25 protein-coding genes and 2 tRNA genes are annotated in these 25,086 nt (G+C 59.9%); 16 read left to right on the forward strand and 11 right to left on the reverse strand.

All coding sequences use genetic code 11. The features are described 5' to 3' along the window. Window positions 1-597: 597 nt before the first annotated feature. Window positions 598-685: transfer RNA gene (locus tag CORTU0001_RS10090), tRNA-Leu, on the reverse strand. A gap of 199 nt (window positions 686-884) precedes the next feature. On the opposite strand from CORTU0001_RS10090, the gene CORTU0001_RS10095 reads away from it, so the two are divergent. From CORTU0001_RS10095 to CORTU0001_RS10135, 9 genes are all read left to right on the forward strand, one after another. Further along, window positions 885-1,718 (forward strand): DUF3662 and FHA domain-containing protein, encoded by an 834-nt coding sequence (locus CORTU0001_RS10095; protein ID WP_005329666.1) that lies wholly within the window; start codon window positions 885-887, stop codon window positions 1,716-1,718. A gap of 25 nt (window positions 1,719-1,743) precedes the next feature. Next, window positions 1,744-2,196 (forward strand): FHA domain-containing protein FhaB/FipA, encoded by a 453-nt coding sequence (locus CORTU0001_RS10100; protein WP_005329668.1) that lies wholly within the window; start codon window positions 1,744-1,746, stop codon window positions 2,194-2,196. After that, window positions 2,193-3,557 (forward strand): PP2C family protein-serine/threonine phosphatase, encoded by a 1,365-nt coding sequence (locus tag CORTU0001_RS10105; protein ID WP_005329672.1) that lies wholly within the window; start codon window positions 2,193-2,195, stop codon window positions 3,555-3,557. The genes CORTU0001_RS10100 and CORTU0001_RS10105 overlap by 4 nt, the downstream gene beginning before the upstream one ends. A gap of 3 nt (window positions 3,558-3,560) precedes the next feature. Then, window positions 3,561-4,913: an FtsW/RodA/SpoVE family cell cycle protein gene (locus tag CORTU0001_RS10110; protein WP_005329673.1), complete on the forward strand. Its 1,353-nt coding sequence runs from the start codon at window positions 3,561-3,563 to the stop codon at window positions 4,911-4,913. Further along, the gene (locus CORTU0001_RS10115) at window positions 4,910-6,340 is read left to right on the forward strand and encodes a penicillin-binding transpeptidase domain-containing protein (RefSeq protein ID WP_005329674.1); all 1,431 of its coding nucleotides are present in this window, start codon (window positions 4,910-4,912) and stop codon (window positions 6,338-6,340) included. Before CORTU0001_RS10110 ends, CORTU0001_RS10115 begins: the two co-directional genes overlap by 4 nt. Continuing rightward, window positions 6,340-7,785 (forward strand): serine/threonine-protein kinase, encoded by a 1,446-nt coding sequence (locus CORTU0001_RS10120; RefSeq protein ID WP_005329675.1) that lies wholly within the window; start codon window positions 6,340-6,342, stop codon window positions 7,783-7,785. Before CORTU0001_RS10115 ends, CORTU0001_RS10120 begins: the two co-directional genes overlap by 1 nt. Window positions 7,786-7,788: 3 nt before the next feature. After that, the gene (pknB, locus tag CORTU0001_RS10125; protein ID WP_005329676.1) at window positions 7,789-9,747 is read left to right on the forward strand and encodes a Stk1 family PASTA domain-containing Ser/Thr kinase; all 1,959 of its coding nucleotides are present in this window, start codon (window positions 7,789-7,791) and stop codon (window positions 9,745-9,747) included. 64 nt (window positions 9,748-9,811) lie between these two features. Then, a complete protein-coding gene (gene crgA, locus CORTU0001_RS10130; protein ID WP_005329678.1) occupies window positions 9,812-10,081 on the forward strand; it encodes a cell division protein CrgA in 270 nt (89 codons plus the stop codon). A gap of 74 nt (window positions 10,082-10,155) precedes the next feature. Then, window positions 10,156-10,719, forward strand: a complete 564-nt coding sequence (locus CORTU0001_RS10135) for a hypothetical protein (RefSeq protein ID WP_005329680.1) — start codon at window positions 10,156-10,158, stop codon at window positions 10,717-10,719. On the opposite strand, the gene CORTU0001_RS10140 is transcribed toward CORTU0001_RS10135, so the two are convergent. From CORTU0001_RS10140 to CORTU0001_RS10150, 3 genes are all read right to left on the reverse strand, one after another. Further along, window positions 10,691-12,124 carry a phytoene desaturase family protein gene (locus CORTU0001_RS10140; RefSeq protein WP_005329681.1) on the reverse strand — a complete coding sequence of 478 codons (1,434 nt, stop codon included), beginning with the start codon at window positions 12,122-12,124 and terminating at the stop codon, window positions 10,691-10,693. The genes CORTU0001_RS10135 and CORTU0001_RS10140 overlap by 29 nt on opposite strands. 306 nt (window positions 12,125-12,430) lie before the next feature. Beyond that, window positions 12,431-13,084, reverse strand: coding sequence for a rhomboid family intramembrane serine protease (locus tag CORTU0001_RS10145; protein WP_005329683.1), 654 nt, complete (start codon window positions 13,082-13,084; stop codon window positions 12,431-12,433). A 109-nt stretch (window positions 13,085-13,193) separates the two neighbouring features. After that, the gene (locus CORTU0001_RS10150; RefSeq protein ID WP_034668743.1) at window positions 13,194-13,724 is read right to left on the reverse strand and encodes a peptidylprolyl isomerase; all 531 of its coding nucleotides are present in this window, start codon (window positions 13,722-13,724) and stop codon (window positions 13,194-13,196) included. 69 nt (window positions 13,725-13,793) lie between these two features. Here CORTU0001_RS10150 and CORTU0001_RS10155 point away from each other — a divergent pair, with 69 nt between their 5' ends. Continuing rightward, the gene (locus CORTU0001_RS10155) at window positions 13,794-14,453 is read left to right on the forward strand and encodes an HAD family hydrolase (protein ID WP_005329687.1); all 660 of its coding nucleotides are present in this window, start codon (window positions 13,794-13,796) and stop codon (window positions 14,451-14,453) included. Here CORTU0001_RS10155 and CORTU0001_RS10160 read toward each other — a convergent pair. Further along, window positions 14,413-16,050, reverse strand: coding sequence for a dihydroxyacetone kinase family protein (locus CORTU0001_RS10160; RefSeq protein WP_005329689.1), 1,638 nt, complete (start codon window positions 16,048-16,050; stop codon window positions 14,413-14,415). The genes CORTU0001_RS10155 and CORTU0001_RS10160 overlap by 41 nt on opposite strands. Window positions 16,051-16,192: 142 nt before the next feature. Here CORTU0001_RS10160 and CORTU0001_RS10165 point away from each other — a divergent pair, with 142 nt between their 5' ends. After that, entirely contained in the window at window positions 16,193-16,831 is a 639-nt protein-coding gene (locus CORTU0001_RS10165) for a DedA family protein (protein WP_005326249.1), read from the forward strand. Window positions 16,832-16,880: 49 nt separating this feature from the next. Here the strand turns inward: CORTU0001_RS10165 and metE are convergent, their stop codons facing one another. Both metE and CORTU0001_RS10175 read right to left on the reverse strand, forming a co-directional pair. Continuing rightward, entirely contained in the window at window positions 16,881-19,151 is a 2,271-nt protein-coding gene (gene metE / locus CORTU0001_RS10170; RefSeq protein WP_005329691.1) for a 5-methyltetrahydropteroyltriglutamate--homocysteine S-methyltransferase, read from the reverse strand. Further along, a complete protein-coding gene (locus tag CORTU0001_RS10175; RefSeq protein ID WP_005329692.1) occupies window positions 19,138-20,070 on the reverse strand; it encodes a methylenetetrahydrofolate reductase in 933 nt (310 codons plus the stop codon). The genes metE and CORTU0001_RS10175 overlap by 14 nt, the downstream gene beginning before the upstream one ends. 282 nt (window positions 20,071-20,352) lie before the next feature. Between CORTU0001_RS10175 and CORTU0001_RS10180 the strand changes: the two genes are divergently transcribed. From CORTU0001_RS10180 to CORTU0001_RS10190, 3 genes are all read left to right on the forward strand, one after another. Next, complete coding sequence (locus CORTU0001_RS10180) at window positions 20,353-21,087, forward strand: hypothetical protein (protein ID WP_005329697.1); 735 nt, start codon at window positions 20,353-20,355, stop codon at window positions 21,085-21,087. 133 nt (window positions 21,088-21,220) lie between these two features. Next, window positions 21,221-21,424 carry a hypothetical protein gene (locus tag CORTU0001_RS10185; protein WP_005329698.1) on the forward strand — a complete coding sequence of 68 codons (204 nt, stop codon included), beginning with the start codon at window positions 21,221-21,223 and terminating at the stop codon, window positions 21,422-21,424. Window positions 21,425-21,521: 97 nt separating this feature from the next. After that, complete coding sequence (locus CORTU0001_RS10190) at window positions 21,522-21,992, forward strand: GNAT family N-acetyltransferase (protein WP_034668745.1); 471 nt, start codon at window positions 21,522-21,524, stop codon at window positions 21,990-21,992. Here CORTU0001_RS10190 and CORTU0001_RS10195 read toward each other — a convergent pair. Next, window positions 21,989-22,237, reverse strand: a complete 249-nt coding sequence (locus tag CORTU0001_RS10195) for a hypothetical protein (protein WP_005329702.1) — start codon at window positions 22,235-22,237, stop codon at window positions 21,989-21,991. The two genes, CORTU0001_RS10190 and CORTU0001_RS10195, sit on opposite strands and share 4 nt — an antisense overlap. A 247-nt stretch (window positions 22,238-22,484) precedes the next feature. Next, window positions 22,485-22,557: transfer RNA gene (locus CORTU0001_RS10200), tRNA-Ala, on the reverse strand. A gap of 167 nt (window positions 22,558-22,724) precedes the next feature. Here CORTU0001_RS10200 and CORTU0001_RS10205 point away from each other — a divergent pair. Both CORTU0001_RS10205 and CORTU0001_RS10210 read left to right on the forward strand, forming a co-directional pair. Next, a complete protein-coding gene (locus CORTU0001_RS10205; protein ID WP_005329703.1) occupies window positions 22,725-23,588 on the forward strand; it encodes a polysaccharide deacetylase family protein in 864 nt (287 codons plus the stop codon). Continuing rightward, window positions 23,588-24,136, forward strand: coding sequence for a DNA-3-methyladenine glycosylase (locus tag CORTU0001_RS10210; protein WP_005326236.1), 549 nt, complete (start codon window positions 23,588-23,590; stop codon window positions 24,134-24,136). Before CORTU0001_RS10205 ends, CORTU0001_RS10210 begins: the two co-directional genes overlap by 1 nt. A gap of 18 nt (window positions 24,137-24,154) precedes the next feature. Here CORTU0001_RS10210 and CORTU0001_RS10215 read toward each other — a convergent pair whose 3' ends face one another. Further along, window positions 24,155-24,640: a MarR family winged helix-turn-helix transcriptional regulator gene (locus tag CORTU0001_RS10215; RefSeq protein ID WP_005329706.1), complete on the reverse strand. Its 486-nt coding sequence runs from the start codon at window positions 24,638-24,640 to the stop codon at window positions 24,155-24,157. Between the two features lie 66 nt (window positions 24,641-24,706). Beyond that, window positions 24,707-25,086 (reverse strand): MmcQ/YjbR family DNA-binding protein (locus CORTU0001_RS10220; protein WP_005329708.1); only part of this gene is annotated, 380 nt, incomplete at its 5' end.

The following is a 25,086-nucleotide window of genomic DNA, read 5'->3' on the forward strand; positions in this document are numbered from 1 at the left end:
AATACTGCTACCCAGTACATGATTGATGAGCATGGATATGCTGCGCACTAAGCAGAAGAACAGCGACTAGGAAAAATAAAAAGAACCGGAGTGGAAACTTCTGTGGTTTCCATCTCCGGATTTCGATGGTGCCCGGGGCGGTGTCTGGTTCGGAGACATCGTTCCGCATGTCTCATGAGATCGTTCCGGTCCTACCAGCTCAGATGTCTCACCACATCGATCCGGTTGAAAACCCTGAAGCTAAAACTGCCCAGACACGACGAAAAGCGATGTCTCGAGACATCGATCCTCTGTGGCTTTCTGCTCCGAAGTGGGGGATTCTGAGAGTATGTCCGTGCTAGGCCCAGCGCTGGTACTTCTAGCGCCTTCAGGAGCAGTTCTAGGTGTGTGTCGCTAACAACTAACGACAACTGAAGCCAGAACCAGGTCCCGGTTATCGTGTTGAAAACCCGCAAACGGGGCACAATCTTGGCCCGCACAGTCGCCTGACCCTCGCAGTACTCGCGACGTTGCGAATGCCTGGTTTTCGGGAGTCTGGGGCAACCAAAAGCAGAAAATCTCGAGACACCGACCGGAACGATGTCTCGAGACTTCACATGGTGCCCGGGGCGGGACTTGAACCCGCACGTCCTTATCGAACACTGGCACCTGAAGCCAGCGCGTCTGCCAATTCCGCCACCCGGGCAGGGTGTGGTTGTCTTAGCGACTTGATAAAGATACCACGAAGAGCGCACTGGACTACAAATCTGCAGGAAAACTAGACTATTTCGGGGAGGCAGCGGCGAAAATTCTGGGAACTTTCGCGTCGCCATCTACGTTTCGAGGGAGTGAACAAACTATACTGATCGCTACTGATCGCTGCATGGTGGAAAGGAGAATGGCTCGTGGCGTTTTTGGAAAAGCTGGCGAAGCTGGACTCCGCCATGCAACGCGGCCTTGATAACGGCATGGCACTTGTCTTCGGTGGCAAGGTCGTTCCCGCGGAAATTGATGAGCTTTTGAAGCAAGAGGCTCAAGACAATCTTGCGCGCGGCGACGATGACAATCTTTATAGTCCAAACGTGATGACTGTAGGTGTCTCCTCCAAGGATTTGGAGAACTTGTCCCAGGATCGCAACCTGCCGGCCGATTGTGCAGACCAGTTGACGCGCTTTATTCGCAATAGCGGATGGTCCCTTGCGGGCCCCGTGATCGTGCGGGTGGCGGAGGAATCTGGTTTGCGTACGGGTCAGCTTCGCGTGTCCTCGTTTATTGATCACGAGCCCACGGAAGAGACCGGATTTGAGGCTATTTTCCACGACTTTGATGGTCAGGAGGACCAGATGACCGAGCAGCACGAGAATACGGCTGATGACGCGGTAACTACCGCTTTCATTGCTCCAGATAGTCAACCCGCCCCGCAGCCGCAGGGCCCCGCAGTCAACCTGATGCTGCAGGATGGCTCTTCGCGCGTTTATCACGTGCAAGAAGGCTCCAATATTATCGGCCGCAGCAACGACGCCGACCTGCGCCTGCCGGATACTGGCGTATCCCGCCAGCACGCGGAAATCACCTGGAACGGCCAAGATGCGGTTCTGGTGGATTTGCAGTCCACCAACGGCACCACGGTGAATGAGACGCCGATTGATAATTGGCTGCTGGCCGATGGCGATGTGATCACCATGGGCCATTCCCACATCGAAGTCCGCATCACGGGCCTTGATTCGCACAGCTATTAAGTTCAGTTAAGGAAGGGAGGTCGCCATGGATGCAGTCATCATGCTGGCGCTTCGCATCGGCTTGTTGGCTCTGCTTTGGATTTTTATCCTGGTGGCCTTAAACGCCATGCGTCGCGATACCAATAAGTCCGCCGGCGCTATCCGCCAGCAGTCGAAGAAGGTGGGGGCACCGCGGCGTCGGGAAGCGATTAAGCAGCTGTCCATCGTTGAGGGTCCCTTGCAGGGATCCCATATGGAATTGGGCACATTGGAGGACTGCACGCTAGGCCGCGCCTCTGACTGCGACTTTGTCACGGGTGACGATTATTCTTCTGGCCACCATGCTCGGCTATTCCGCCGCGGTAGCGAATGGGTCGTGGAAGATTTGGAATCTCGCAATGGCACCTTTGTCAATGGCGTGCGCATCGACCAACCCGAGGTAGTCGGCGCGGACTCCGAAATTAAGCTGGGCCGCACCACCGTGAGGTTGAACGCATGACACTGAAGCTGAACTTCTTTGCTAAGTCCGATCGCGGCCTCATTCGCGATAACAACGAGGACTCAGGCTACGCCGGTCCTCACCTTTTGATCTTGGCCGATGGTATGGGCGGCCACGCGGCAGGCGAGGTTGCCTCCGAGCTGATGGTCAACCACCTAGAAATCTTGGACCAAGATCCGGGCCAGGAAGACACCAAGGCCCTGCTAGAAGCGGCCGCCGAACAGGCCAATGAGGCCATCAGTGACCACGTCAAGGCGCATCCAGAAACCGAAGGCATGGGCACCACGCTGTCCACCATGCTCTTTAACGGCACGGATTTCGGCGTGTGCCACGTGGGCGATTCCCGCGGCTACCTGCTGCGCGACGGCAAGCTCAAGCAGATCACCAAGGACGATACCTACGTGCAATCCTTGGTGGATAAGGGCGAGCTGGACCCGGGCGACGTCTCGTCGCACCCGCAAAAGTCCCTCATTCTAAAGGCCTATACGGGCCGCCCGGTCGAGGCAACGCTATTTACCCTCGACGCCAAGCCCGGCGACCGCATCCTGTTGTGCTCCGATGGGCTTTCTGATCCGGTAACAGCCTCCACCATTGAAACCGCGCTGGGTCAAGGCAGCATCGAGCAGGCCGGATCCACCCTGGTGGACCTGGCTATCCGCTCCGGCGGCCCGGATAATGTCACCGTGGTTATCGGTGAAGTAACTGAAGAAAAGCCCAAGGAACATGAGCCGTTCCGCGTGGGCGCGCTCGCCGGCCCGACAGAAGAGCCCACCCATCCGGATTCTTCTGCTTCGCGGGCGGCACAGCTCTCCCGCAAGCCGCAAGTAATTCCACCGGCCGTCATGGCCGAGGGCGAGGACGAGCGCCCCGAGCATGCCGACGACGACACGGAGGACGAAACTTCCGGCCGAAAGATCGGCTGGAAGGTCCTCCTTGCCTTGCTCATCGTCCTCGCGTTGGTCATCGGTGCCGGACTGTGGGCGAAGAACTTCTTGTCCAATAACTACTACGTGGCCACCAACGAGGCACAGGAAATCACCATCCAACAGGGTGCTGACTACTCCGTCTTTGGCAAGGAACTACACTCCACGCACCAAAACGTGTGCATTAATGACAGCAACTCGCTGCTATTTTCCAGCCAGCCGTGCGAGAGCGACTTCACGCCGCTGAAGGTCACGGACCTGCCGGAATCTGAACGCAGCGCCGTCGACCATCTCTCCACTGGTGATCTAGGTGAGGTGCAGCAACAGATCAATGATTTGGGCGATAAAGCGCTCAAGCCATGTATCACTGCACCGAGCCAAAAAGATAAAAAGGATGCCAAGAAAAACAAGCCTGGCGTTACCTGCCGGGAGGTGTAGGTTGTGAAAAAGTTTTTTAGCCGAGGCACCGAACTCGGCCTGCTCATCCTAGCCGCCATTGTCTTCGCTATCACTTTGATCAGCCTGGAGCTATCCCAAGACAATGCGCTGACGATGGACCTGGTTTATCTCATCGGCGGATTCATCGGCGTCTTCACCGTTGCCCACTTGGTGATGTGCTTTTTAGCGCCTTATGCCGATCAGATCATGCTGCCGATTGTGGCGATCCTCAATGGTATCGGGCTCATCATGTTGGCCCGCCTGGATCTGGTTAAAGAAAGCGGGCTTGCGGTGCGTCAGGTCATGTGGACCATCGTCGGACTCGTGCTCTTTGTGCTGGTCTTAGCCATTTTGAAGGATCACCGCTCGCTGACGCGCTATTCCTATATCTTGGGCGCCACAGGCCTTGTCCTACTGGCCCTGCCACTGGTATGGCCGCAGCCTGAGGACGTGGAGGCACGCATCTGGATAAACTTGGGCCCCTTTTCCATCCAGCCGGGTGAGTTCTCCAAGATCTTGTTGATCTTGTTCTTTGCCATGCTACTGACGCAAAAGCGCTCCCTGTTTACCGTAGCGGGATACCGAGTACTGGGTATCTCCCTGCCGCGCCTTCGCGACCTCGCACCCATCCTGATCGTGTGGGCCATCGCGATCGTCATCATGGGCATTTCCAATGACTTCGGCCCGGCACTTCTGCTGTTTAGCACCGTCCTCGGCATGCTATTCATGGCCACCGGCCGGGTGAGCTGGCTGCTTATCGGTGTCGTTCTCGTCGGCGTCGGAGGTTTTGGCATCTACCAGATTTCCTCCAAGATCCAGCAACGCTTTTCTAACTTCCTCGACCCTCTGGGAAACTATGACGTCACGGGTTTCCAGCTCTCCCAGTCGTTGTTCGGCTTGTCTTCAGGCGGAATCTCTGGCAGCGGCTTGGGCGAGGGGCATCCAGAACTAGTTCCGGTGGCCCACTCGGATTACATCCTTGCCGCAATCGGTGAGGAGTTCGGTCTCATTGGCCTCGCCGCCGTACTGGTGCTTTTCGGTATGCTGGCCACCCGCGGTTTCGGTACCGCGCTGCGCACCCGCGATACCTACGGCAAGCTGGTGGCATCTGGTCTTTCTCTTACCTTGGCCGTGCAGGTTTTCGTGGTCACCGGTGGCATTTCTGCCCTGCTGCCGATGACCGGCCTGACCACGCCATTCATGTCTGCCGGTGGTTCCTCTCTCATGGCTAACTACGTGTTGTTGGCGATTCTGCTGCGGATCTCTAACGCGGCTCGTCGCCCCATGCAGGAGACCTCGGGCAATGCTCCGAGCGATACCTCCATGTTCCCGTCGGTCCAGGAGGCTCACCGATGAATCGATCCATCCGCCTAGTGTCACTGTTCGCCATCATTTTGACGGCCATCTTGCTGGTCAACTTGACGGTGATTCAGGCTTTTTCTGAAGATAAATATGCCCATAATCCGCGGAATATGCGCGGCTTCATGGAAATGCAGACCACCCCGCGCGGCCAAATCTTTGCGGGTAATACCGTATTGGCACAGTCGACGCAGAACCCAGACGAGACCTACTCGCGCTCCTACCCCATTGATTCACCGGCCTTTGGCAACCTGACCGGCTACTTGTCGAGCCAATTTGGGGCCTCGGAACTAGAGTCCTCCCAAAATGACATCCTCAATGGCACTGATGATTCTTTAATGAAGCAAAACTGGCTCGATGCTCTAGCCGATAAGCCGAAGCAGGGTGCAAATGTAGAGGTCACCATCGATCCTGCACTCCAGCAGGCGGCTTACGATCAGCTTGTGGGCCCAGGTTACGAGGGCTCGGCGGTTGCCATTCAGCCCTCCACCGGCAAGATTCTAGCTATGGCCTCCAACCCCGGCTACAACCCCAATGATCTAATGGGTGATTCCGCCGAGGATGTTTGGGCCAACCTGCAGGAGCAAGAGGGACAGCCGCTGGTCAACCACGCCGGTGCAGAAACGCTGCCTCCGGGTTCCATCTTCAAGATCATTACCACCGCAGCAGGCCTTAACAATGGCTTTGATCCTTCCTCCACCCTGACCGGTTCCAATGTCATTACCTTGCCAGACACGGTGACGGAGCTGACTAACTATGCCAACCAAAAGTGCAATGGTCAGGATGCGGTGACCCTGCAAACCGCCTTCGCGCTGTCCTGCAATACCGCGTTTGTGGAGATGTCGGAGCAGCTCGGCGCTGATGAGTTGCGCAAGTACGCCAAGGCCTTTGGCGTAGGCGAAAACTATGACCTCGGCGTGTCTACCTCCGCCGGCACCTTGGGCGATTTGCCGGATGGGGCGGCCACGGCGCAGTCCGCCATTGGCCAGCGCGACGTCACCATGACCGCGCTGCAGGCAGCCGTCATGGCGGGCACCGTAGCCAATAAGGGCACCCGCATGCAGCCCTACCTGGTCAATCGCATTACCGACGCCCAGATGAAGGACGTTCGCACCACCAAGCCAAAGAAGGCGGACCAAGCGGTTAATGAGGAAACTGCGGCGACGCTCACTGACTTGATGTACGCCTCCGAGCGTTCCTCCGCCGGATATGACGGTAACGGCTTTGCCTCGAAGACCGGCACCGCCGAGCACGGCGAGGGGCTGGCCCCGCACGTGTGGTACGTCGCCTTCGATCCGGAGCGGGATATTGCAGTGGGCGTCGTGGTGAAAAATGGTGGTAACTTAGGTGAGTCCGCGACGGGCGGCAAGGTTTCCGGCCCGATTGGCCGCGCCATCCTGCGCGCATACCAGGGGGAGCAGTAATGAATAGCGCCGAGAATAAGGAACATCTCCAAGCACTGATTGGCAGCGACTACGAGCTGCAGTGGGTAATCGGCCACGGCGGAATGTCCACCGTGTGGCTGGCTGATGACACCCGCAATGATCGGGAGGTAGCGCTCAAGGTTCTGCGTCCGGAATTTTCCGATAACCAGGAGTTCCTCTCGCGCTTCCGCAACGAGGCGAAATCGGCCGAATCCATTCAGTCCGAGAACGTGGTGGCCACTTATGACTACCGCGAGCTAGAGGATAACGGCCGCAAGTTCTGCTTCATGGCCTTGGAGTATGTGCGCGGCGAATCCCTCGCGGACCTTTTGGCGCGCGAAAATACGCTGCAAGAAGAGCTCGCTCTCGACGTTCTCGAGCAAGCGGCGCATGGCCTATCCATCATTCACCGCATGGAGCTGGTCCACCGCGATATCAAGCCCGGCAACCTCCTCATTACGCAAAATGGCCAGGTCAAGATCACGGACTTTGGCATTGCCAAGGCGGCCGCGGCCGTGCCGCTGACCCGCACCGGCATGGTGGTGGGTACCGCACAGTATGTATCGCCTGAGCAAGCACAGGGCAAGGACGTCACGCCGGCTTCCGATGTCTATTCGCTCGGCGTCGTCGGCTATGAAATGCTCGCCGGCAAGCGTCCCTTTACCGGAGATTCCTCCGTATCCATCGCTTTGGCCCACATCAACCAGGAGCCGGAGCCACTATCGACGAATATCAGCGCCCCTGCGCGCGAGCTCATTCGCATTGCGTTGCGCAAGGATCCGGCCACCCGCTATGCCGATGGCAATGAGTTCACCCTGGCCATCTCCGCAGTTCGCTTGGGCAAGCGCCCGCCGCAGCCTAAGTCCGCCCCGCTAACGCAACGCGCACCCGAGCCCTCACCGTCAGCATCGACGGAGATGCTGGGAAACGTTGCCCAACCCACCACCATCCATCCGGCTGCAGGAACCGCTCCCACAAAAAAGTCCAAGGGTGGCTCCTCCTTCCTGAAGGGCCTGGGTATCACCCTGCTCCTCGCAGCCGTGGCCGGTGGTGGTTACGCTGCCTACCACAACTTGAGCGATAACGAGGGAAAAAGCGAGCCCTCCAGCACGCCGGAGACCTCGGTGGTTACGGAGTATCGCGATCCCACCACCACCCCGCAGGACACCCCGGACGAAGATACGGAAGAGGCCCCAGAACCGGTGACGGTGACAGAGACGGAGCCGCAGGAATCCAATCTGGAAGAAGCCCCGCGCACGACTCACCGCGAGGCACCCACGCGCCACTCGCCTACTCGCCAGGAACAGCCCCCGGCCGTACCAACGCAACAGAATCCGCAGGATACGCACGTTGAAACTACACCTGAGCTGGATACTCCAGTAAACTCGCAGGCTAATGAGCTCCCCGGAGACTTGGCCGATCTACTTACACAGGAGGGTGACTAAGCGATGGTCAATGACCGCTATCGGAGAGGCGAGATCATCGGCGCCGGTGGCATGTCTGAGGTCTATGCTGCCGAAGACACCGTCCTAGGCCGCCAAGTGGCGGTGAAGATGCTCCGACCGGAAATGGCGCGCGACGTCAACTTCCGCGAGCGTTTTTACCGCGAGGCCCAGAACTCGGGCAAGCTGAATCACCCCAATATCGTGGCGGTTTATGACACCGGTGAAACCGAGCTGGATGGCATGACCATCCCATATATCGTCATGGAGCGGGTCAACGGCCGCACCTTGCGCGATATCATTCGCGAGGATGGCGCTCTGTCCGCCCAAGAGGCCGCAGATATCCTCAAACCGGTAGCGGATGCACTACAAGCCTCGCACGAGGCCGGTATTATCCACCGCGATATCAAGCCGGCAAATATTATGCTCACCAACACCGGCCAGGTGAAGGTGATGGACTTCGGCATCGCCCGTGCCTTGGATGACTCCACCTCGGCGATGACGCAAACCTCCGCCGTTATCGGCACCGCCCAGTACCTTTCCCCGGAGCAGGCCCGCGGTAAGAACGCGGATGCCCGCTCCGATGTCTATGCGCTGGGCTGCGTGCTCTATGAGGCGCTCACTGGCCATACGCCTTTTGAGGGCGAAACCCCCTTTGCGGTTGCGTATCAGCATGTGCAGGAGGAGCCGACGCCGCCGTCGGAGCTCATCGCGGATCCCTCGCTGACTCCTACCCAACGCGTCAATATCGATGCGGTAGTACTTACCGCTATGGCCAAGCACCCGGCGGATCGTTATCAGTCCGCTTGGGAGATGGCCGGCGATCTGGAGCGCCTGCGCAACGGGCAGGTCACCGCAGCAGCGCGCATGCACGTCAACGAGGAAGAAGACGAGCAGCCTACCGAAATGGTCGGCGCCGCCGCACCAGCTGCGGCCGCGCACCGCGCGCCAATCCAGTCCACCCGCCCCACCGAGGACGATGACAATCAGGGTGGCGGCTGGATGAAGTGGCTGGCAGCCTTCCTGGCCGCCCTCTTGGTGGCCATCGTGGGCTACTTCGCCTGGGATTTCTTCTCCAACGATAAAGACTCTGAGGATAAGCCACGCCAGACCCAATCGGCCCGCGAGGACAAAATCACCGTGCCCGAGGTGGAAAACCGCCCGCGCAACGAGGTGGTTAAGGAACTGGAAGACATGGGTCTGCAGGTCACCGTCAATGAGGAGGCCAACCCGGATATTCCACGCAATAATGCCATCCGCATTAATCCGGCCCCAGGCTCCGAGCTGCAAAAGAATGCCTCGGTGACCCTGACCGTTTCCTCCGGCAAGGAGATTACGGACGTCCCGGATATCACCGGCATGACCTTGGATGAGGCCGCTCGAGCCCTCGAAGGAGCAGGCTTGGTGCTCAATTCCGATGTCTCGGAGGAAAACGATGAGTCCCCGGCCGGCCAAATCATCAAGCAGAACCCGGCCGGCGGCACGCAGTTGTCCAAGGGATCGAAGGTACGGGTAACGGTTTCTAAGGGCGTCGAAAAGAAGCGCGTGCCCAATGTCGCCGGCATGGACGTCGAGGATGCCCAGAGCCGTCTCGAGTCGAATGACTTTGATGTAGACGTCCGCGAGGTGGATTCCTTGGAGCCGAAGGGCACGGTGCTGAGCGTCTCCAACCAGGGCGCGGAGCTGGAAAAGGGCAAGCCGGTTACCGTTGAGGTATCCAATGGCATGCTCTTTAAGGCCCCTGACCTGGTACGCAAGAATCAAGGCCAGGCCGAGGCCGCGTTGCGGGAGGCTGGCTGGACCGGCCAGTTCGTCGTCGGCGAGCCGGCTCCTACCGGTGCCTTGGTGGATGCCAATAAGATTGGCTGGGCGTCTGTGAACCCGGGCGATACCATGCGCAAGGATCAAAATATTGATATCCGCCTGTGGAGTTTCGACCCCGCTGCACTTCTGCCGCAGCCATAACTGCTGGTATCCTAAGGCCTCAGTACGAACTTAGATAAGACTTTAAATCTAGAAAAGGTATCTTATGCCAAAGTCAAAGATTTCCCAGAGCTCCTCCGTCCCTACCTCGAGCTCTGCTAGCAACCGCACGCCCGTCAAGATCAATTCTGAGGGCACCCCGAAGTGGTACGTCGCCATCATGCTGGGCCTGATGGTCATCGGCCTGCTGTGGCTTGTGGTCAATTATCTCGCTGGCGAGGACATCCCATTCATGGCGGAACTCGGCCCTTGGAACTATGGCATTGGCTTCGGGCTCGCCATCATTGGCCTGCTGATGACCATGGGTTGGCGCTAAGCTAGAGCTCCCAGCCTGTTCCCTCGCTTCCTACTTCCTGTAGGTGGCGAGGATTTTTCATATCTAGGAGCCACATGTCTCGCCATATTCTTGCTGCTGGCCTCATCATTGCGGTTGCCTACGCGGCCGTGCATATCGCGTTTGCCGACACCACCCTCCTCACCGGCGCCGCTCCCCTCCGCCTTTCCGTGCGCAACTACCTAGGCAACGTCTTGGGTTCGGGCATGGTGTGGGGAATCTTTAGCTATCTCATGGGTAAGGATTCTCCGGGCCGGTGGCTCAAAGCACTCATGGCCGGTACGGGAATCATCGTTATCATGCTGGCCGTGCACTACGCCTTGCTCGTGGTCTTCGGTGTATATAACTGGCGCGAGGCATTCGAGTACAACGCCCAGTGGTTCTTCCTAGCACTCATCTCTGGACCCGTTCTGGGGCTAGCCGGCGCGGCCTCGGCACGGTTGCGCTGGTTCGATTACCTCGCCGTCCTTGGCTTCCTCCTCGAGCCCGTGGTTGCCGGGCTCGTCCCAGGCAGTTCCTACCTGCCCCGCACCACGACCATCCCTGGGTACTTCGCCGCCGCGACTCTCTGGCTCATCGGCGCGGGCTTCTTTATTTGGCAGCGTCGTTCCACGCGCTAAGCGCTTCTTCGGCGGCCCACCACCCCGGCATACCGTGCACGCCAGCGCCGGGAGCGGCCGAGCTAGAAGCCATAAATACTCCCGGAGCCAGGCGGTGCGAATGGGCCGACAGGCGTGGTCGCAGGAGGGTTTGCAGCCCGGTCATGGAACCGCCGGCGATATCGCCGCCCACCAAATTAGGATTCCATCGCTCCAGATCGGCCGGGCTCGTGGCGTGGGTGGCCAGGATGGTATCGCGAAATCCGGGGGCAAAGCGCTCGATCTGGGCAGCAATCAGCTCGGTGACCTCGCCCGGATAGCGCTCCACATAGCCGCGGGGGGCGTGCGCATAGGTCCACAGGGTGTGCCCTCGGGATGGGTCTGCCACGTATTGCTGGCATGCCAATACCAAGGGGCGCTTAGGCATGCGCCGCTTGCCGACGTCCCCCTCAGCCCCACATATCTCCTCCAGCGTTCCTCCCACGTGCACGGTGCCGGCCTGGCCCACGCGCGGGTCGGTCCACGGCACGGGCTCGCTGAGGTGGAAATCCACTTTGAAGACGGCGCTGCCATAGCGCCAGCGGGCCAGGCTCCGCCGAGTGCCGTCCCGCAGTTCCAGACCGCCCAGCCGCATTATCTGGCGCGGGGTGAGGTTCAGGATGGTCGCATCGGCCGGAGGCAGCTCCCGCAGATCGGTGACCTCGCATCCGGTGTGAAGGCGGGCGTGGTGGGAGCGCAGGAGGTTAAGGAGGGCGTCGATAAGAGCGCCGGTGCCACCCTCCACCACGGGCCAGCCGCGGGTCATGCCTAGCCCGCCAAAGAGCAGGCCGAACGCTGAGGTAAAAGGCGTGGTCGGCGAGGTAATCGCGTGAACCGCGCTGCCGGAAAAGAGCGCGCGGGCCTGGGGTGTGCGAAAGGCCGCCCGCGCCAAGCTGCTGGCGGGCAAGACTCCGGCCGCGCCAAATTGCGCCAAGCGCACGGGTCTTTCGGGCCACCGCACCAACGGGGTAAGCGCGTTATCCACATGCTCATCGATGTGGCGGACGATGTGCCCGTGTAGCCGCCTCCACGCCTGGGCATCGGCTCCCAACTCCGCCGCCGTGTCCGCCAAGGAACCGTGCAAGATCCCGGCCGGCGCGCCTTCTAGCGGATGGGCCATGGGATAAGGCGCAGTGCGCCACCGCAGACCGTGGGCTTCCAGGTCGAGGGCGCGAAAGGCCGGGCTCGCTACGCCAAAGGGGTGCCCGGCCGCGCCGAGATCCACAATCGTGCCCGGGAAAATCTCCGCGGAGGATGCCGCTGCACCACCGGCCCGGCCGGCGCGCTCGTAGATATCCACCCGCCATCCGGCCATAGCCAGCCGAGCCGCGGCCGTGAGCCCATTCGGGCCTGCGCCGACGATCACAGCGCGAGGTTGATAATCCACAATGCTCCTTATGCAGGTCAATGCCCAAATTTATCAGTCTTGTTAACACAATGGGTAGAAAGTTATCCACAGGCTGTGGAGAAAACCTGTGAAATGTGAATTTCACACAATTATTAACACCCTGTGGATAACTGTTTTCACGGGCTTCCACAAGCTGATTTTCACGCTTTCACACGGTCCAGACCAGCGTGATCAGGGAAAACTCCGGAAAGGCGTTCGGTAAATTACAAAAATGTAGTTATCCACATTGTGGATAACCATTGTGGAATTCTTTCGCACACGCTTTCCGGTGATCAAATTCCACAGTTATCCCCAAACCCCAGCTTGGTGGGCTAATAGTGCGAGGACCACCGCGGCCACCGCAGCAACGCCGCCCCAGCGGAGGGTGGGGCTTTTTCGATAGAGGAAAAGGCTCAACACGATGCCTGTGCACAACCCGCCAAGGTGTCCCCACAGGGATACGCCATCGGCTAGAAAGGTATAGACCACATTCGCCAGAACGAGGGCGATGGGCGCGCGGAGATCGAGCCCGCGCTGGCGGTAAGCACCCACCAGCATGGCCATGAGCGCGAAGAGCGCACCCGAGGCGCCGACGGTGGGGGTCTCGAAATCGAATGTCAGGATCATGGCGGACGCGCCAAGGCATGAAATGAGATAAGCGGCGAGGTACAACCCGGTGCCAAGGGCCCGCTCCACCTCCCTGCCGATGAGCACGAGCATGATCATGTTCACCGCCAAATGGCCCGCATCCAGGTGCATGAACGCGGAGGACAGCGCCGTCTGCGGTGCAATCGGGTATTGCGGGCCCCACAGGCCCCAGTCCACCGCGAGGTCGGATTCATAGAAGGTGGCTCCTAGCGTGCGGGCCTGCACCGCGGTAATCAGCCAAGCGATAATGCAGACGGCGGCGATGAGCGCGGTCGCCGGGGTAGCGCGGATATAGTTTCTCACCATGGTCATAAAGTTGTCAGTCCTTGGGGCGGGTCTAGCGGTAGATTGCTTGGGGTAAAACTGCAACGAGCCCGCCGCCGCATGGATAATGCGGTGACGGGCCCGAGGGAAAAGGCGATTACGCGATATCGATGGACTCGATAACAACGTCCTCGTGCGGACGGTCCATGCGGTCGGTATCAACCTTGGCGATCTTGGATACAACCTCCTGGGAGGCAGCATCGGTAACCTCACCAAAGATGGTGTGGTGGTTGTTCAGGTGCGGGGTCGGCGCCACGGTGATGAAGAACTGGGAGCCGTTGGTGCCTGGGCCGGCATTGGCCATGGCCAGCAGGAATGGGCGGTCGAACTGCAGCTCCGGGTGGAATTCATCCTGGAACTGGTAGCCCGGGCCACCGCGGCCGGTGCCGGTAGGGTCGCCGCCCTGGATCATAAAGTTTTCGATGATGCGGTGGAAGATTGCGCCGTCATAGAACGGGCCGGACTGCTCGCCCTTTGCGTTCTGGGTGGAGTAGTCCTTCTCGCCCTTGGCTAGGCCGATGAAGTTTTCAACGGTTACCGGTGCGTGGTTACCGAAGAGATCGATAACAATGTCGCCGTAGTTGGTATGCATCGTTGCAGTTGCGGTCTTCTGAGTCATGCCAGCCATTGTAAAGAATTTAACGCGCGCCTGCCGCGCATGACATAACGCTGTCAGCGATCGCGCTAGCCTGAAGGCATGATTCGCGCGCTACTTTTCGATCTGGATGACACCTTGCTCGACCACACCGGCGCGGCCCGAGACGCAGTGGATCAGTGGTGCCGCGAACTCGGCCTGCCCGAGGGCCAGCATGCGCGGTTCGCGGACATTGAAAGAAAGTGGTTTCAAGCCTATGAGCGCGGCGAGGTCTCCCACCATGGCCAGCGGGCGGCGCGCTGCCGCGAATTCCTCGGCCGGGAGATGAGCGATGCCGAGGCGCTGGCCGCCTATGACGGCTATCTTTCCGCCTACCGGGAGCAGTGGCGCGCTTTTGCCGACGCCCTGCCCACCTTCACCTGGGCCCTCGGGTCCGGCTTCCAGGTGGGTGTGCTCACCAACGGCGAGCGCAAGATGCAGCAGGCGAAGCTGGAAGCAACGGGCCTTGCGCTTGCCGACGTCCTCCTTATCCCCACCGTCGACCTCGGCTGCCCCAAACCACAACGGGAGGCCTATCTCGCTGCTTGCCGCCAGCTCGGAGTGACCCCCGCAGACACGCTCATGGTGGGCGATTCCCTGGCCAATGATGTGGAGGGAGCTCGCGCGGCGGGGCTGCATGCGCTCCACCTCGACCGCGCCGGTAAGGGAGATCTGAGCTCGCTTAGTGCGCTGCGAGAGGTTCTCCCCCAAAGAGCCAGCTGACCACGATCGCGCCCGGATCGATTACTCCCTTGCTGCGTTCCCCCAGGTAGGAGGCACGTCCTTTCTTTGCAGCGAGATCCTCGGTGTCGAGGGCGCCGGCATGGGCGGCGTCGAAAAGGGCCTGCAAAGTCTCCGCGTTCGGTTCCTTCGCACCCAGTTCGCGGGCCTTTTCTGCGGCAGGGATGAGGGCATCGAGCATGGTGCGATCGCCGCGCTTCGCGCCACCAAGCTCGTGGATGAGGTCGACCGCGTCATTGAGCCCATCCGCCAGCGACTCCGCCCGGGCCAGCTCAGTAAAGAGCGTGCCGAAGACGGCTCCGGAGGTACCGCCGGCGAGGACGAGCAGGCGCTTGGCCAGCCCAGTGAGGATCTCCGTATCCGTGCCGCGCAGGGGAAGCTCGATGCCGCCGAAGGCCGCCTCCATATTCTGGCCAAAGTCGCCGTCGCCGGCCTTGCGATCCAGCTCAGTAAGTGACTCAAAGGAGGCTTGGAGGCGTTCCACAAAGGCGGTGAGCCACTGATTCTCCTCACCCTCGCTGGGCAGTTCATCCTGGAAGGTGATGGTGGCCGGTTCCACCGCCTTCGCACCGCCTAGGGTATGGGGCCAGGCCGGGGCGGACGTGGGGGCGTCGATAAGCTCGAGCAACTCCGCATCTGCCTTGAGCAGCGTAAAGGAAGCGCCGTGCATATTGACCGCGGTGACGTAGGAGCCCACCAACGACCGGGCGACGGTGATGCCGCGCTGGGCCAGCTGCGCGGAGGCCTCGCCAAAGAGCAGGCTCAGCTCCAGCGGGGTGGTGCCGCCGAGGCCATTGACCAGGCACACCACCTCATCGCCCTGGCCCAGCTCGAGGGCGGGCACGATCTTTTCCAGGACCTGGTTCACAATGGCGCTCGCACTATCTACCTGCTCGGTGTGCGTGCCCGGCTCGCCGTGAATGCCCACGCCCACCTCCATCTGGCCGGCTTCCAGATCGAAGGTTTCGCGGCCGGTAGTCGGCATGAAGCCGGCGCCCAGCGCCACGGACATGCTGCGGGAATTCTCCGTGGCACGCTTGCCCAACTCAGCGACTGTGTCCACGTCATCGCCGCGGTAGGCGGCGGCACCTGCGACCTTTTCCACCAGGATGGTCGCGCCGGTACCGCGGCGGCCGGGGCCGTCCTCGTTGCCATCGGTGGCAATATCATCAGCCACCAGCACCGTGCGGGTATCTACCGCCTCGGCGGCGTTGCGGGCGACGGTGAAGTTCATGACGTCACCGGTGTAGTTCTTCACCACGTGGACTACTCCCCTGCCCTGGTCAGCCCACTGGGTGGCCTCGCTGACCTGGACCGCGTTCGGGGAGGTAAACAGCAGTCCCGGGCAGGCCGCGGCGAGCATGCCCTGGCCGACGAACCCGGCATGCATCGGTTCGTGACCGGAACCTCCACCGGAAATCACCGCCACTGCCGGATCGCCGTCCGCGGTGCGCAGCGGCGTGGTGCGGCCAATGAAACCGACGTCATGCCAACGAGCATCGGGGTGGTTGGCGATGAGCCCAGCGAGGGCGTCGGAGAGAAAAGTGTCTTGACTATTGCGGAATGCGGAGTGGTTCATACTCCCACGCTAGTGATGTTTCTTACCCGGAAGCTAGGAGGAGAAAAGAAACATACCGGTTCCATCCGGACACCCAGCGGATTCGCAGCTACTTTGCAGTTTGCGGAGGATACTAAAAGAACTACTAAGAAAGGATCCGCACATGGATTTCTTGTCCTCCCTCCACAACCTCATGGACGCAGGCTCGCTGCTCCAGAGTTTCGGACCTTATATCCTCCTCGGCGTCGCCGTCGTCATCTTCATCGAGTCCGGCGTGCTTTTCCCATTCCTGCCGGGCGATTCACTGCTCGTAACCGCGGCCATCCTGCGCCACGAACTCGATATCAACGCCTGGCTGCTCTTTGTCGTGGCCGCGGTGGCCGCCTTTGCCGGCGACCAGGTGGGCTTCTATTTAGGCCGCCGCTTTGGCCGCAAGCTCTTCAAGGACGATGCCCGCGTCCTGCGCACCGAACACCTCGATAGCGCGGAAGACTTCTTCCAGCGCCACGGACCGGTGGCCCTAGTATTGGGACGCTTCGTGCCGATTGTGCGCACCTTCGTCCCCTTCGCCGCGGGTACCGCAGAAATGGGCTACTCCTCGTTCCTACGCTGGAATATCCTCGGCGGCGTGGGCTGGGTCGGTTCCATGCTGCTCGTCGGTGTCCTGCTGGGCGGCATCCCGGGTATTGCTCACTCCATCGACATCATCATGCTGATCGTAGTGGCAATTTCCGTGCTGCCGATGATCATCGGCTGGATCAATAAGCGCCGCAAGGCACAGCGCGAAATCCCGGCCAAATAACAACTTTTATTCTTTACCCGGCCGGGATTGCGGTGCGATTAGGGAGGATTTAGAGGGACTCGCGCACCTCATCGCGAGCCAGCACCATATTGCGCAGGGAGGCTTCGGTCTCCTCGTAACCGCGGGTCTTCAGGCCGCAGTCCGGGTTAACCCACAGGCGCTCGACCGGCACGTGCTTGAGCGCGGCGCGGATGAGCTCGGCCATCTCCGCTACGGAAGGCACGCGCGGGGAGTGAATATCATAGATGCCCGGGCCGATTTCGGAGTGGAAGGTCTCGTCGATATCCTCCAGTAGTTCCATGCGGGAGCGGGCCGCCTCGATGGAGGTGACATCGGCATCCAGGCCGGCAACGGCATCGATGATCTGGCCGAACTCGGAGTAGCACAGGTGGGTGTGGATCTGGGTGGTCGGCTTGGCCTCGAGCGCTACCAGGCGGAAGGAACGCACGGCCCAGTCCAGGTAGGCCTTGCGGTCTTCTTCGCGCAGCGGCAGCAGCTCGCGCAGGGCGGGCTCGTCGATCTGGATGATGTCGATGCCGGCCTCTTCCAGGTCATGCACCTCATCTGCCAGCGCGACGCCGAGCTGATCCGCGGAGACGGACTGGTGTACGTCATCGCGCACGAAGGACCAGGCCAGGATGGTCACCGGGCCGGTGAGCATGCCCTTGACGTGGTGCTCCGAGAGCGACTGCGCGTACTTGGACCACTCGGTGGTCATCGCAGCCGGGCGGGAGATGTCACCAACAACGATTGGCGGACGGGTGCAGCGGGAGCCATAAGACTGGACCCAGCCGTTTTCGGTGGTGACAAAGCCATCGAGCAGCTCGGCAAAGTACTGAACCATGTCATTGCGCTCCGGCTCGCCATGGACGAGGACGTCGAGGCCGAGGCGCTCCTGCAGCTCGATGACGGACTTGACTTCGTCCTTGAGGGCGGCGTTGTAGTCGGCGTCGGAAAGCTCGCCCTTGCGGTGCGCCGCACGCGCCTGGCGGATCTCCTTGGTCTGGGGGAAGGAGCCGATGGTGGTGGTTGGCAGCTGCGGCAGGCCTAGTTCCTTCTGCGCCTCGTTGCGCTCAGCAAAGGCAGGCTCGCGCTCAACCTCGCCGGCCGGCAGCTTTTCGATGCGCTCCTTCACCGCCGCGTTGTGGATGCGCTCGGATTCGGCACGGGTGCGCACTGCGCGGTCACTGATGCTATATGCCTCCGGTGCCTCTAGCGGACCCTGGGACAGGGCGACGACTTCCTTGACCTTCTCGTTGGCGAAGGAGAACCAGGTAGCGACGTCGGCCGGCAGCTTGGTTTCCGCCTCCACGGTGTGTGGCACGTGCTGCAGGGAAACGGAGGTCGATACGGAGAGGGAGTCGAGGTTGCCCTCTAGGTCCTCGTACTTGGAGCGCAGGTCGCGTAGGTTGGCGGCCCAGACATTGCGGCCGTCGATAAGCCCGGCAACCACGTGAGAGTTCAGCTTCTTCACGCGCTCAAGGTAGCCCTCATCGAGTGCCAGGGTGCCCACGGAAAGATCCACCTGGACGGCCTCTGGCTTAAGTTCCGCCAGAACGTCAAGGCCCTTGCGCGCGGAGCCATAAGGGGTGGTGAGGTAGACCTGCGGGCGGTTGTCCGCACCCAAGATGGCCTCATAGGCGCTCTTAATGTAAGCAGCAAGCTCCTCATCGGTGGCAACGGTCAGGTCCGCTACCAGGGCAGGCTCGGCCAGCTGTACCCACTTCACGCCGGATTTATCCAGCTCGGCCAGTACCTCCTGGTAGGCCTTGACGGCATCATCCAAGCGGTCGAGCGGGGACTTGGTCGCGCCCTCGGCCTGCTTGGACAGGGCCAGCAGGGTAACCGGGCCGACGAGGTATGGGCGCACGGTGTGGCCTGCTGCGCGGGCTTCTTCCACCAGCTTGATAACGCGCTGTGGGCGCGCCTTAAAGTCCTGGTCATCAGAAATTTCCGGGACAATGTAGTGGTAGTTGGTATCGAACCACTTAGTCATCTCTAGCGGCGCGGTGTCCTTATTGCCGCGGGCCAAGGTGAACTCATCATCCAGGGTCTCGCCGGCTACGGCGCCTACGGTCAGTGCGGTCTCGAGCACCTGGTCGTAGTAAGCGACGTCGGCTGGAATGGCATAGTCCTCAGTAAGACCGAGGTCGCGCAAGCGGTTATAGGTATCCAGGCGCAGGGAATGAGCGGCAGACTCAAAGGTCTCTGTATCGATGCGGCCGGCCCAGTAGGATTCCAGCGCACGCTTGAGCTCGCGGTTAGTGCCGACGCGAGGGTAGCCCTCAATCGTCGCCTTGGGGAAATTAGTGTTCGTCATTGCTTACTCCGATTCGAGATAACAGGTCTTGAGTGATGTCGGGATTGTTGTGGGTATAGATATGGAGGCCTTCTGCGCCCCCGGCCACGATGGTGCGGGCCAATTGGGCGGTAAGCTCCATGCCGATTTCGTATTCCTCTTCTGGGGTTTTCGCTGCCGCGAGCCGAGTACGCACCCTTTCGGGTACGGGCAGCCCGGACAGCTGCCCCATTCGTTCCAACCGGCGCAGGCTGGTCATGGGCATAATCCCCGGAATGAGGGGGATTTTCACCCCGGCCAACTCCGCCCGTTGGGCGAAGCGGAGAAAATCCTCGGCATCAAAAAAGAGTTGGGTGATGGCGAAGTCCGCGCCGAGGCGCTGCTTATTGAGCAGGACGTCGAAGTCCTCGTCCTCGTTTTTGGATTCAGCATGGCCGCTGGGATAGCACGCCACACTTACAGCGAGTCGGCCGGCAGCAAAGCGGGCCGCTTGGTGGCTTTCCAATTCCCGGATGAGGCGAACCAGTTCATCGGCATGCTGGAAGTAGTGCTCTGGCATGCCCCCTTCGGGGAGGTCACCCCGCAGAGCCAGCAGGCCACGAACTCCGGCATCTACCAAGCGATTGATCCACCCGATGAGCTCGTCGCGCGTCCCGGCCGTGCACGCTAAGTGCGCCAGGGGGCGCATAGAGGTGTTATGCGAAATCTTCTCAATGAAGGCCGCGGTTCCCTCCAACCAACCGGAGCGCTGAGAGCTGGTCACAGCGATGTAATCGGGGTGATAACTTTCCAGGACTTCTAGTAAGCGGTCGATCTTGGCGGCATCGGCATCGTGGCGCGGCGGGATTACCTCGAAGGAAAGGGCGAGGCGCTCAGGCACATGGGATTCCTCTTCGCTTTCATAATCCAAGGGCGCGGAAGCCGAAAGTCGCGGGCTCATGGTCACCTCCTTTGCTGGTCGTCGTCGGTGCGTTGACAAAAACGTACCAAGCTGTTCAGTTTGCGCGGTAGCGATTGTGCAATGGTATTACCATTGCAAGCCTGCAAACTGCGAGGTTGGCGAAAAATTGGCTGAATAATAATCGTATATTCTGAACCAAGCGGTCTATTTCTGGCACGTTCCCCCTGCACGCCTTCGCGCTCACGGTGGTACACCACCCGACACGTCACTATGCTGGGTGAAAGCGAATTGATAAATCTGAGTTAAGGAGTGTTCCACCCCATGAACCCCACGACACTGAACGTGGCCTTCAAGACCGCATCGAACCTGTGGAGCCAGTTCAACAACTACCGCGAAGAAAAGTCCCGCGAAGCCTACACCGCCCTAGAGGAGGCCGCGCAGAAGATGGACGAGCGCGATAACGGCAGCTTCGCCGAGTCCCGCCGCCAGGCAGGCGCCGTCACCCGCGCCGCGCACTCCCGCCTCGAGCGCGCCCTGGATGAGTTCAACAACTACCGCGAGGACGCCACCGAGCGCCTTAGTGACGCCAAGGAAGAGGCCACCAAGAAGGCTAAGAAGGCCCGCAAGCAGGCCAAAAAGGATTCTCAGAAGGCGCAGAAGAACCTTAAGAAGAAGTCCGCCAAGGTAGCCAAGAAACAGAAGAAGCAGAAGTCCTCCAAGGGCTGGATCTTCGCCGGCATTATCGCTGTGCTTTCCGCCGCGGCCGGTGCCGCCTACTACTGGCTGCGCTCCAACGACAAGCCATCCCAGACCCCACCGCGCGTGGATGACTTCCAGTCCGCTTCCCACACCGCCCCTGAGTCCACCTTGGTCTACACCTCCACCAGCGAGAATGACACCCAGTCTGACCTCGTTGAGGAAGGCGCTGTACGCGATGAGGAACTGCTGGGTTCCATCGACGAGCAGCTGGCCAAGCACCGCGAAGAAGAAGCTCAGCCAGCCGATACCACCCGCATTACCGATGACCACCAAAACGAGGGCAAGCACCGCCTGTAGGTCAAAGAATAAATACGCTTTCCACCCCGCCGTGGGGGTATATTCAGCGTTGCCTAGATCTCATTTCTTTGCTTAGACAAAAATCTCTTGATTGAATTCCCACATTAGGGATCTTTCTACAAGGAGATGAACAATGAGCTTTGAGACCCTTACCGTCAAGCTCAAAGACGGCGCAACGTACTACTTCCCAGCGGGTGCGGTGTCTAAAGACCCTTCCTCTCGCGTGGATAACCTGCGCTTCGCCATCGATAACGGAACCACTTTCCACTCCGTAGACGAGGCCGGTATCGAGCGCGAGTTTAACGGTCACGACGTCCGCAATTACCACCTAGCCTAAGCGGCAGCCGCATCCCTTCCCACAGGTCACTGGCCTGTGCGGAGGGGATTTTCGCATGCGTACCCCGTGTGCACCACTGGCGACTATCGTGGATTCCATGGAACTTCGCGCAACCCAAGAATCTGACCGCACCTACCTCGCCCGCCTCAACTTCCTCACCGATACCTTCGGTGACGAGCACGGCGAGCTTTCCCCCGATTTTGCCGATGATTTTGCCTTCTACGTGGAAAATTGGGATCCCAACCAGGGCGGCTTCATCGCCTGGGAGGAGCTTGTCCCGGCCGGTGGCGTGTGGCTCAATTGGGGAACGGAGGACAACCACGGCTTTGGTTTTGTCGAGCCCGCCATTCCGGAGATCGCCATCGCGGTTGAGGCCCGCTATAAGGGACAGGGCATTGCCACCGCGCTTATCGACGCCGCTATTTCCCTCGCCCACACCCTGCATGCCCCCGGCATCTCGCTAGCCGTCCACCCCGATAACCCCCGCGCGAAGGGGCTCTATGAGCACCTCGGCTTTGAACACGTGGGCAGCCACGAGGGACACTTTGTGATGCTAAAACGCTTCTAAAGCGAGCGCAGGCGGGCGTGCGTAACGTAAATCGGCTCATTATCCACGGCCGTCTTAAATTCCTCGGTCAGCCCGGCCATAACCGCCTCGCGCGCCTCTTCACGAGTGCCGTGAAAGCTCATGACCTCGCCATCCACTGCGGCCTCGCCACGTTTGCGCACCACAACGTATTCTGCGCCCTCCGGCGCCGAAACTTTCTTCTCTGTGGAGGTAAAGGGATCGTTGTAGCGAACGTTGGCGGCCATGGTTAGTCTCCTAATGGTTTCGCGTAATAGTAATAATTCCCCACTTACTGTACTTAAAGTTTCCTCCCCGCGACCTTGCACTATCTGTCCGGACTTCCGAAGATCAGGACTTTTGTCCATCTAAACCCCATTTTTCGTCGACGGTTTTGCTGGTTTAGATGGACAAAAGGCGCGACATAAACGTATATCCACCCATTGCATTGAAAAAGTCCGGCGCCCTCCGAAGAGGAAGCCGGACTTCATGCTGTGGAGCATAGGAGAATCGAACTCCTGACCTTCTGCTTGCAAAGCAGATGCTCTACCAATTGAGCTAATGCCCCAGTGCCTACACACTTTACTACCGCAGCCGAAGCAACCACAAACCGCTTAAAACCTGAACCACTCAAATCACTTTGGACACTTTAGGCATGTCCTATCACGTCAGTAACATGCAGGCGCTAGGGTCATGGGCACATCATGTCCACTATCCCTGACCTTTAGGATCACTATGCGCCGCATCCTCACCTCTGCACTCACCGTGCTTATTGCCGCCGCCATGCCAGCAGCCGCTCATGCACAGTTACCGCAAATCCCACGATTGCCTGCGTCTTCAAGCGCGGATATTCAAGGAGAAATCAACCATCGCCTCGAGGATGCCCGCGCACAGGTCGAAGACTTCAGCTCCCAGGCATTTCCACACTCTGCCCCCGGGAAGAAGGCACCCGCCGCCCCAGCTCCAAAGAAGCCGCAGCCGCGCAGCGAAGGTGGCGTCGACTGTGCCAATTGCGTAGCTATCACCTATGACGACGGCCCCGGTGCCGAGACCAACCGCCTACTGGACAAGCTCAAGGCAAAGAACGCGCACGCAAGCTTCATGGTGCTAGCCCCCAACGCATATCAGCATCCTGAGCTGCTCAAGCGCATGAAGGCCGAGGGCCACACCATCGGCAACCACACCAAGAGCCACCGCCAGCTCAACACCCTGTCCTATGACCAGGTATCCCAGGAAATCGACGCCGGCAATGCCGCCATCAAAAAGGCCACCGGCCAAGGCACGCGCTGGGTACGCCCGCCCTATGGCGCGACCAACGCCACCGTGGATCAGGCCACCCGCGATAAGGGCGTCTCCCAAGCGCTGTGGGACGTCGACACCGTGGATTGGAAGGACCGCAACTCCGACCATGTGTGCTCCGCGGCTGTGCAAGGCGCCCGCGCCGGCTCCATTGTGCTGATGCACGATATCCACCCCACCACCGTGGACGCCGCCGATTGTGTCATCGATGGCCTACGCGCCAAGGGCCTCGAACCTGTGAGCCTGGATCGCCTCCTGCGCACCCCCGTGGCAGGTAAGCGCTACTACGCTCGTGGTTAATGATTGATTTTGCCCTGACTGCCGACGCCGTCGCTCCCCAACTCCTCGGCTGCACCCTCACCCATGCCGGGGTGAGCATCCGCCTCACTGAGGTCGAGGCTTACCTAGGCGCCGAGGACTCCGCGGCACACACCTTCAATGGCAAAACCCCGCGTAATGCGGCCATGTTCGGTCCTCCGGGCAGGTTCTACGTCTATATTTCTTACGGCATCCACCGCAACGTCAATATCGTCTGTGCCCCTGAAGGCACTGGCCAGGGCTGTCTGCTGCGTGGCGGTGAAATCATCGAGGGTGCCGACATCGCCTTCGCCCGCCGTGGCACCTCTGATTTTCATAACCTCGCCCGCGGACCGGGAAACCTCGGCAAAGCCCTCGGCTTCACGCTCGAAGACAACCACCAACCAATACAGCTTGTCGAGCGAACCACCGAACCAGAATGGGTGTGCGGACCGCGTATCGGTATCTCCAAAAACCAGGAAGCGGCCCTCCGGTTTTGGATCCCCTTCGATAAAACCGTCTCGGGCCGCCGCGGCTATCCCAAGAAATAGCCCTGCTCGTTTCGCTAGCTAATAGCGCCCACCGTAGCGCTCATCATTCTCGATGGCCTTAATGATCCGCTGATTAATCTGCAGCATCTGGCGAATCTGCGTACGGGTCAGGCTATCCATTACGGACCTCCTCGCCTGCTTAGCGTGTCCAGGCGCAGTCTCTACTACTTTGTCCCAGCCGCTATCCGTGAGCTTTGCCATGGTGGTGCGGCCATCAGTCGGGCACGGCTGGCGCACGACCCACCCCTGCTTTTCTAGGCGCGTAACGACCTGGCTCAAGCGGGACAAAGATCCATTGGCGGTAATCGCCAAATCGCGCATACGCATCTCGCGACTTTCCGCCTCAGATAGCCGCGAGAGCACCGTGTACTCAAAAAAGCTCAGACCTGCGTCATCACGCAGCTGAGCATCCAAAATATTGGTCAAGCGAATATTTACGCTCATTAAGGACATAAATGATGCGAGCTCTTCATCATTTAGCCAGTAGTCATCGCGCTCGGTCATGGGATTTATCTTAACAACAAGGCTTTAAATCTAAAGTGACTCGTCACTGTCCTAAACGCCAAGGCCTTAATGCCCAGAGGACGGATCGATCGGCCGCCGCCCTCTCGGCAGCTTCTCCACCACCAAACGATAGGAATCCGTGACTAACTCCTCTATCAACTGTTGGTGCAGTTCTGCGTGTGAGTAAACGGAAACCCAATGCCGCTTATTCATGTGGTAGCCCGGCGCAATGAACGGATACTGCTGCTGTAGCGCTTGGCAATCCTCCGGCTCGGCCTTAATGATCATTTGCTGTTGACCTGTCACCGCTGTCAATAACAGGAAAATTTTGCCGCGTACTTTGAATACTTCCCAGTCGGGCCCGAAAGGATGCTGTACCTGCGAGCCGAGCATCTCTTCGGCGCGCTGCCGCGCAACCTTGTAGATGCCGCTCCCGTCCAACATCG

It is taken from the genome of Corynebacterium tuberculostearicum SK141 (assembly GCF_000175635.1).
GTDB lineage: Bacteria > Actinomycetota > Actinomycetes > Mycobacteriales > Mycobacteriaceae > Corynebacterium > Corynebacterium tuberculostearicum_C.

Coding starts and splice junctions, on each gene's coding strand:
- CORTU0001_RS10100 (WP_005329668.1), top strand. CDS start 1,744: ATGGATGCAGTCATCATGCTGGCGCTTCGCATCGGCTTGTTGGCTCTG.
- CORTU0001_RS10105 (WP_005329672.1), top strand. CDS start 2,193: ATGACACTGAAGCTGAACTTCTTTGCTAAGTCCGATCGCGGCCTCATT.
- CORTU0001_RS10115 (WP_005329674.1), top strand. CDS start 4,910: ATGAATCGATCCATCCGCCTAGTGTCACTGTTCGCCATCATTTTGACG.
- CORTU0001_RS10120 (WP_005329675.1), top strand. CDS start 6,340: ATGAATAGCGCCGAGAATAAGGAACATCTCCAAGCACTGATTGGCAGC.
- pknB (WP_005329676.1), top strand. CDS start 7,789: ATGGTCAATGACCGCTATCGGAGAGGCGAGATCATCGGCGCCGGTGGC.
- crgA (WP_005329678.1), top strand. CDS start 9,812: ATGCCAAAGTCAAAGATTTCCCAGAGCTCCTCCGTCCCTACCTCGAGC.
- CORTU0001_RS10135 (WP_005329680.1), top strand. CDS start 10,156: ATGTCTCGCCATATTCTTGCTGCTGGCCTCATCATTGCGGTTGCCTAC.
- CORTU0001_RS10145 (WP_005329683.1), bottom strand. CDS start 13,084: ATGACCATGGTGAGAAACTATATCCGCGCTACCCCGGCGACCGCGCTC.
- CORTU0001_RS10150 (WP_034668743.1), bottom strand. CDS start 13,724: ATGGCTGGCATGACTCAGAAGACCGCAACTGCAACGATGCATACCAAC.
- CORTU0001_RS10155 (WP_005329687.1), top strand. CDS start 13,794: ATGATTCGCGCGCTACTTTTCGATCTGGATGACACCTTGCTCGACCAC.
- CORTU0001_RS10160 (WP_005329689.1), bottom strand. CDS start 16,050: ATGAACCACTCCGCATTCCGCAATAGTCAAGACACTTTTCTCTCCGAC.
- CORTU0001_RS10165 (WP_005326249.1), top strand. CDS start 16,193: ATGGATTTCTTGTCCTCCCTCCACAACCTCATGGACGCAGGCTCGCTG.
- metE (WP_005329691.1), bottom strand. CDS start 19,151: ATGACGAACACTAATTTCCCCAAGGCGACGATTGAGGGCTACCCTCGC.
- CORTU0001_RS10175 (WP_005329692.1), bottom strand. CDS start 20,070: ATGAGCCCGCGACTTTCGGCTTCCGCGCCCTTGGATTATGAAAGCGAA.
- CORTU0001_RS10180 (WP_005329697.1), top strand. CDS start 20,353: ATGAACCCCACGACACTGAACGTGGCCTTCAAGACCGCATCGAACCTG.
- CORTU0001_RS10185 (WP_005329698.1), top strand. CDS start 21,221: ATGAGCTTTGAGACCCTTACCGTCAAGCTCAAAGACGGCGCAACGTAC.
- CORTU0001_RS10190 (WP_034668745.1), top strand. CDS start 21,522: ATGGAACTTCGCGCAACCCAAGAATCTGACCGCACCTACCTCGCCCGC.
- CORTU0001_RS10195 (WP_005329702.1), bottom strand. CDS start 22,237: ATGGCCGCCAACGTTCGCTACAACGATCCCTTTACCTCCACAGAGAAG.
- CORTU0001_RS10205 (WP_005329703.1), top strand. CDS start 22,725: ATGCGCCGCATCCTCACCTCTGCACTCACCGTGCTTATTGCCGCCGCC.
- CORTU0001_RS10210 (WP_005326236.1), top strand. CDS start 23,588: ATGATTGATTTTGCCCTGACTGCCGACGCCGTCGCTCCCCAACTCCTC.
- CORTU0001_RS10215 (WP_005329706.1), bottom strand. CDS start 24,640: ATGACCGAGCGCGATGACTACTGGCTAAATGATGAAGAGCTCGCATCA.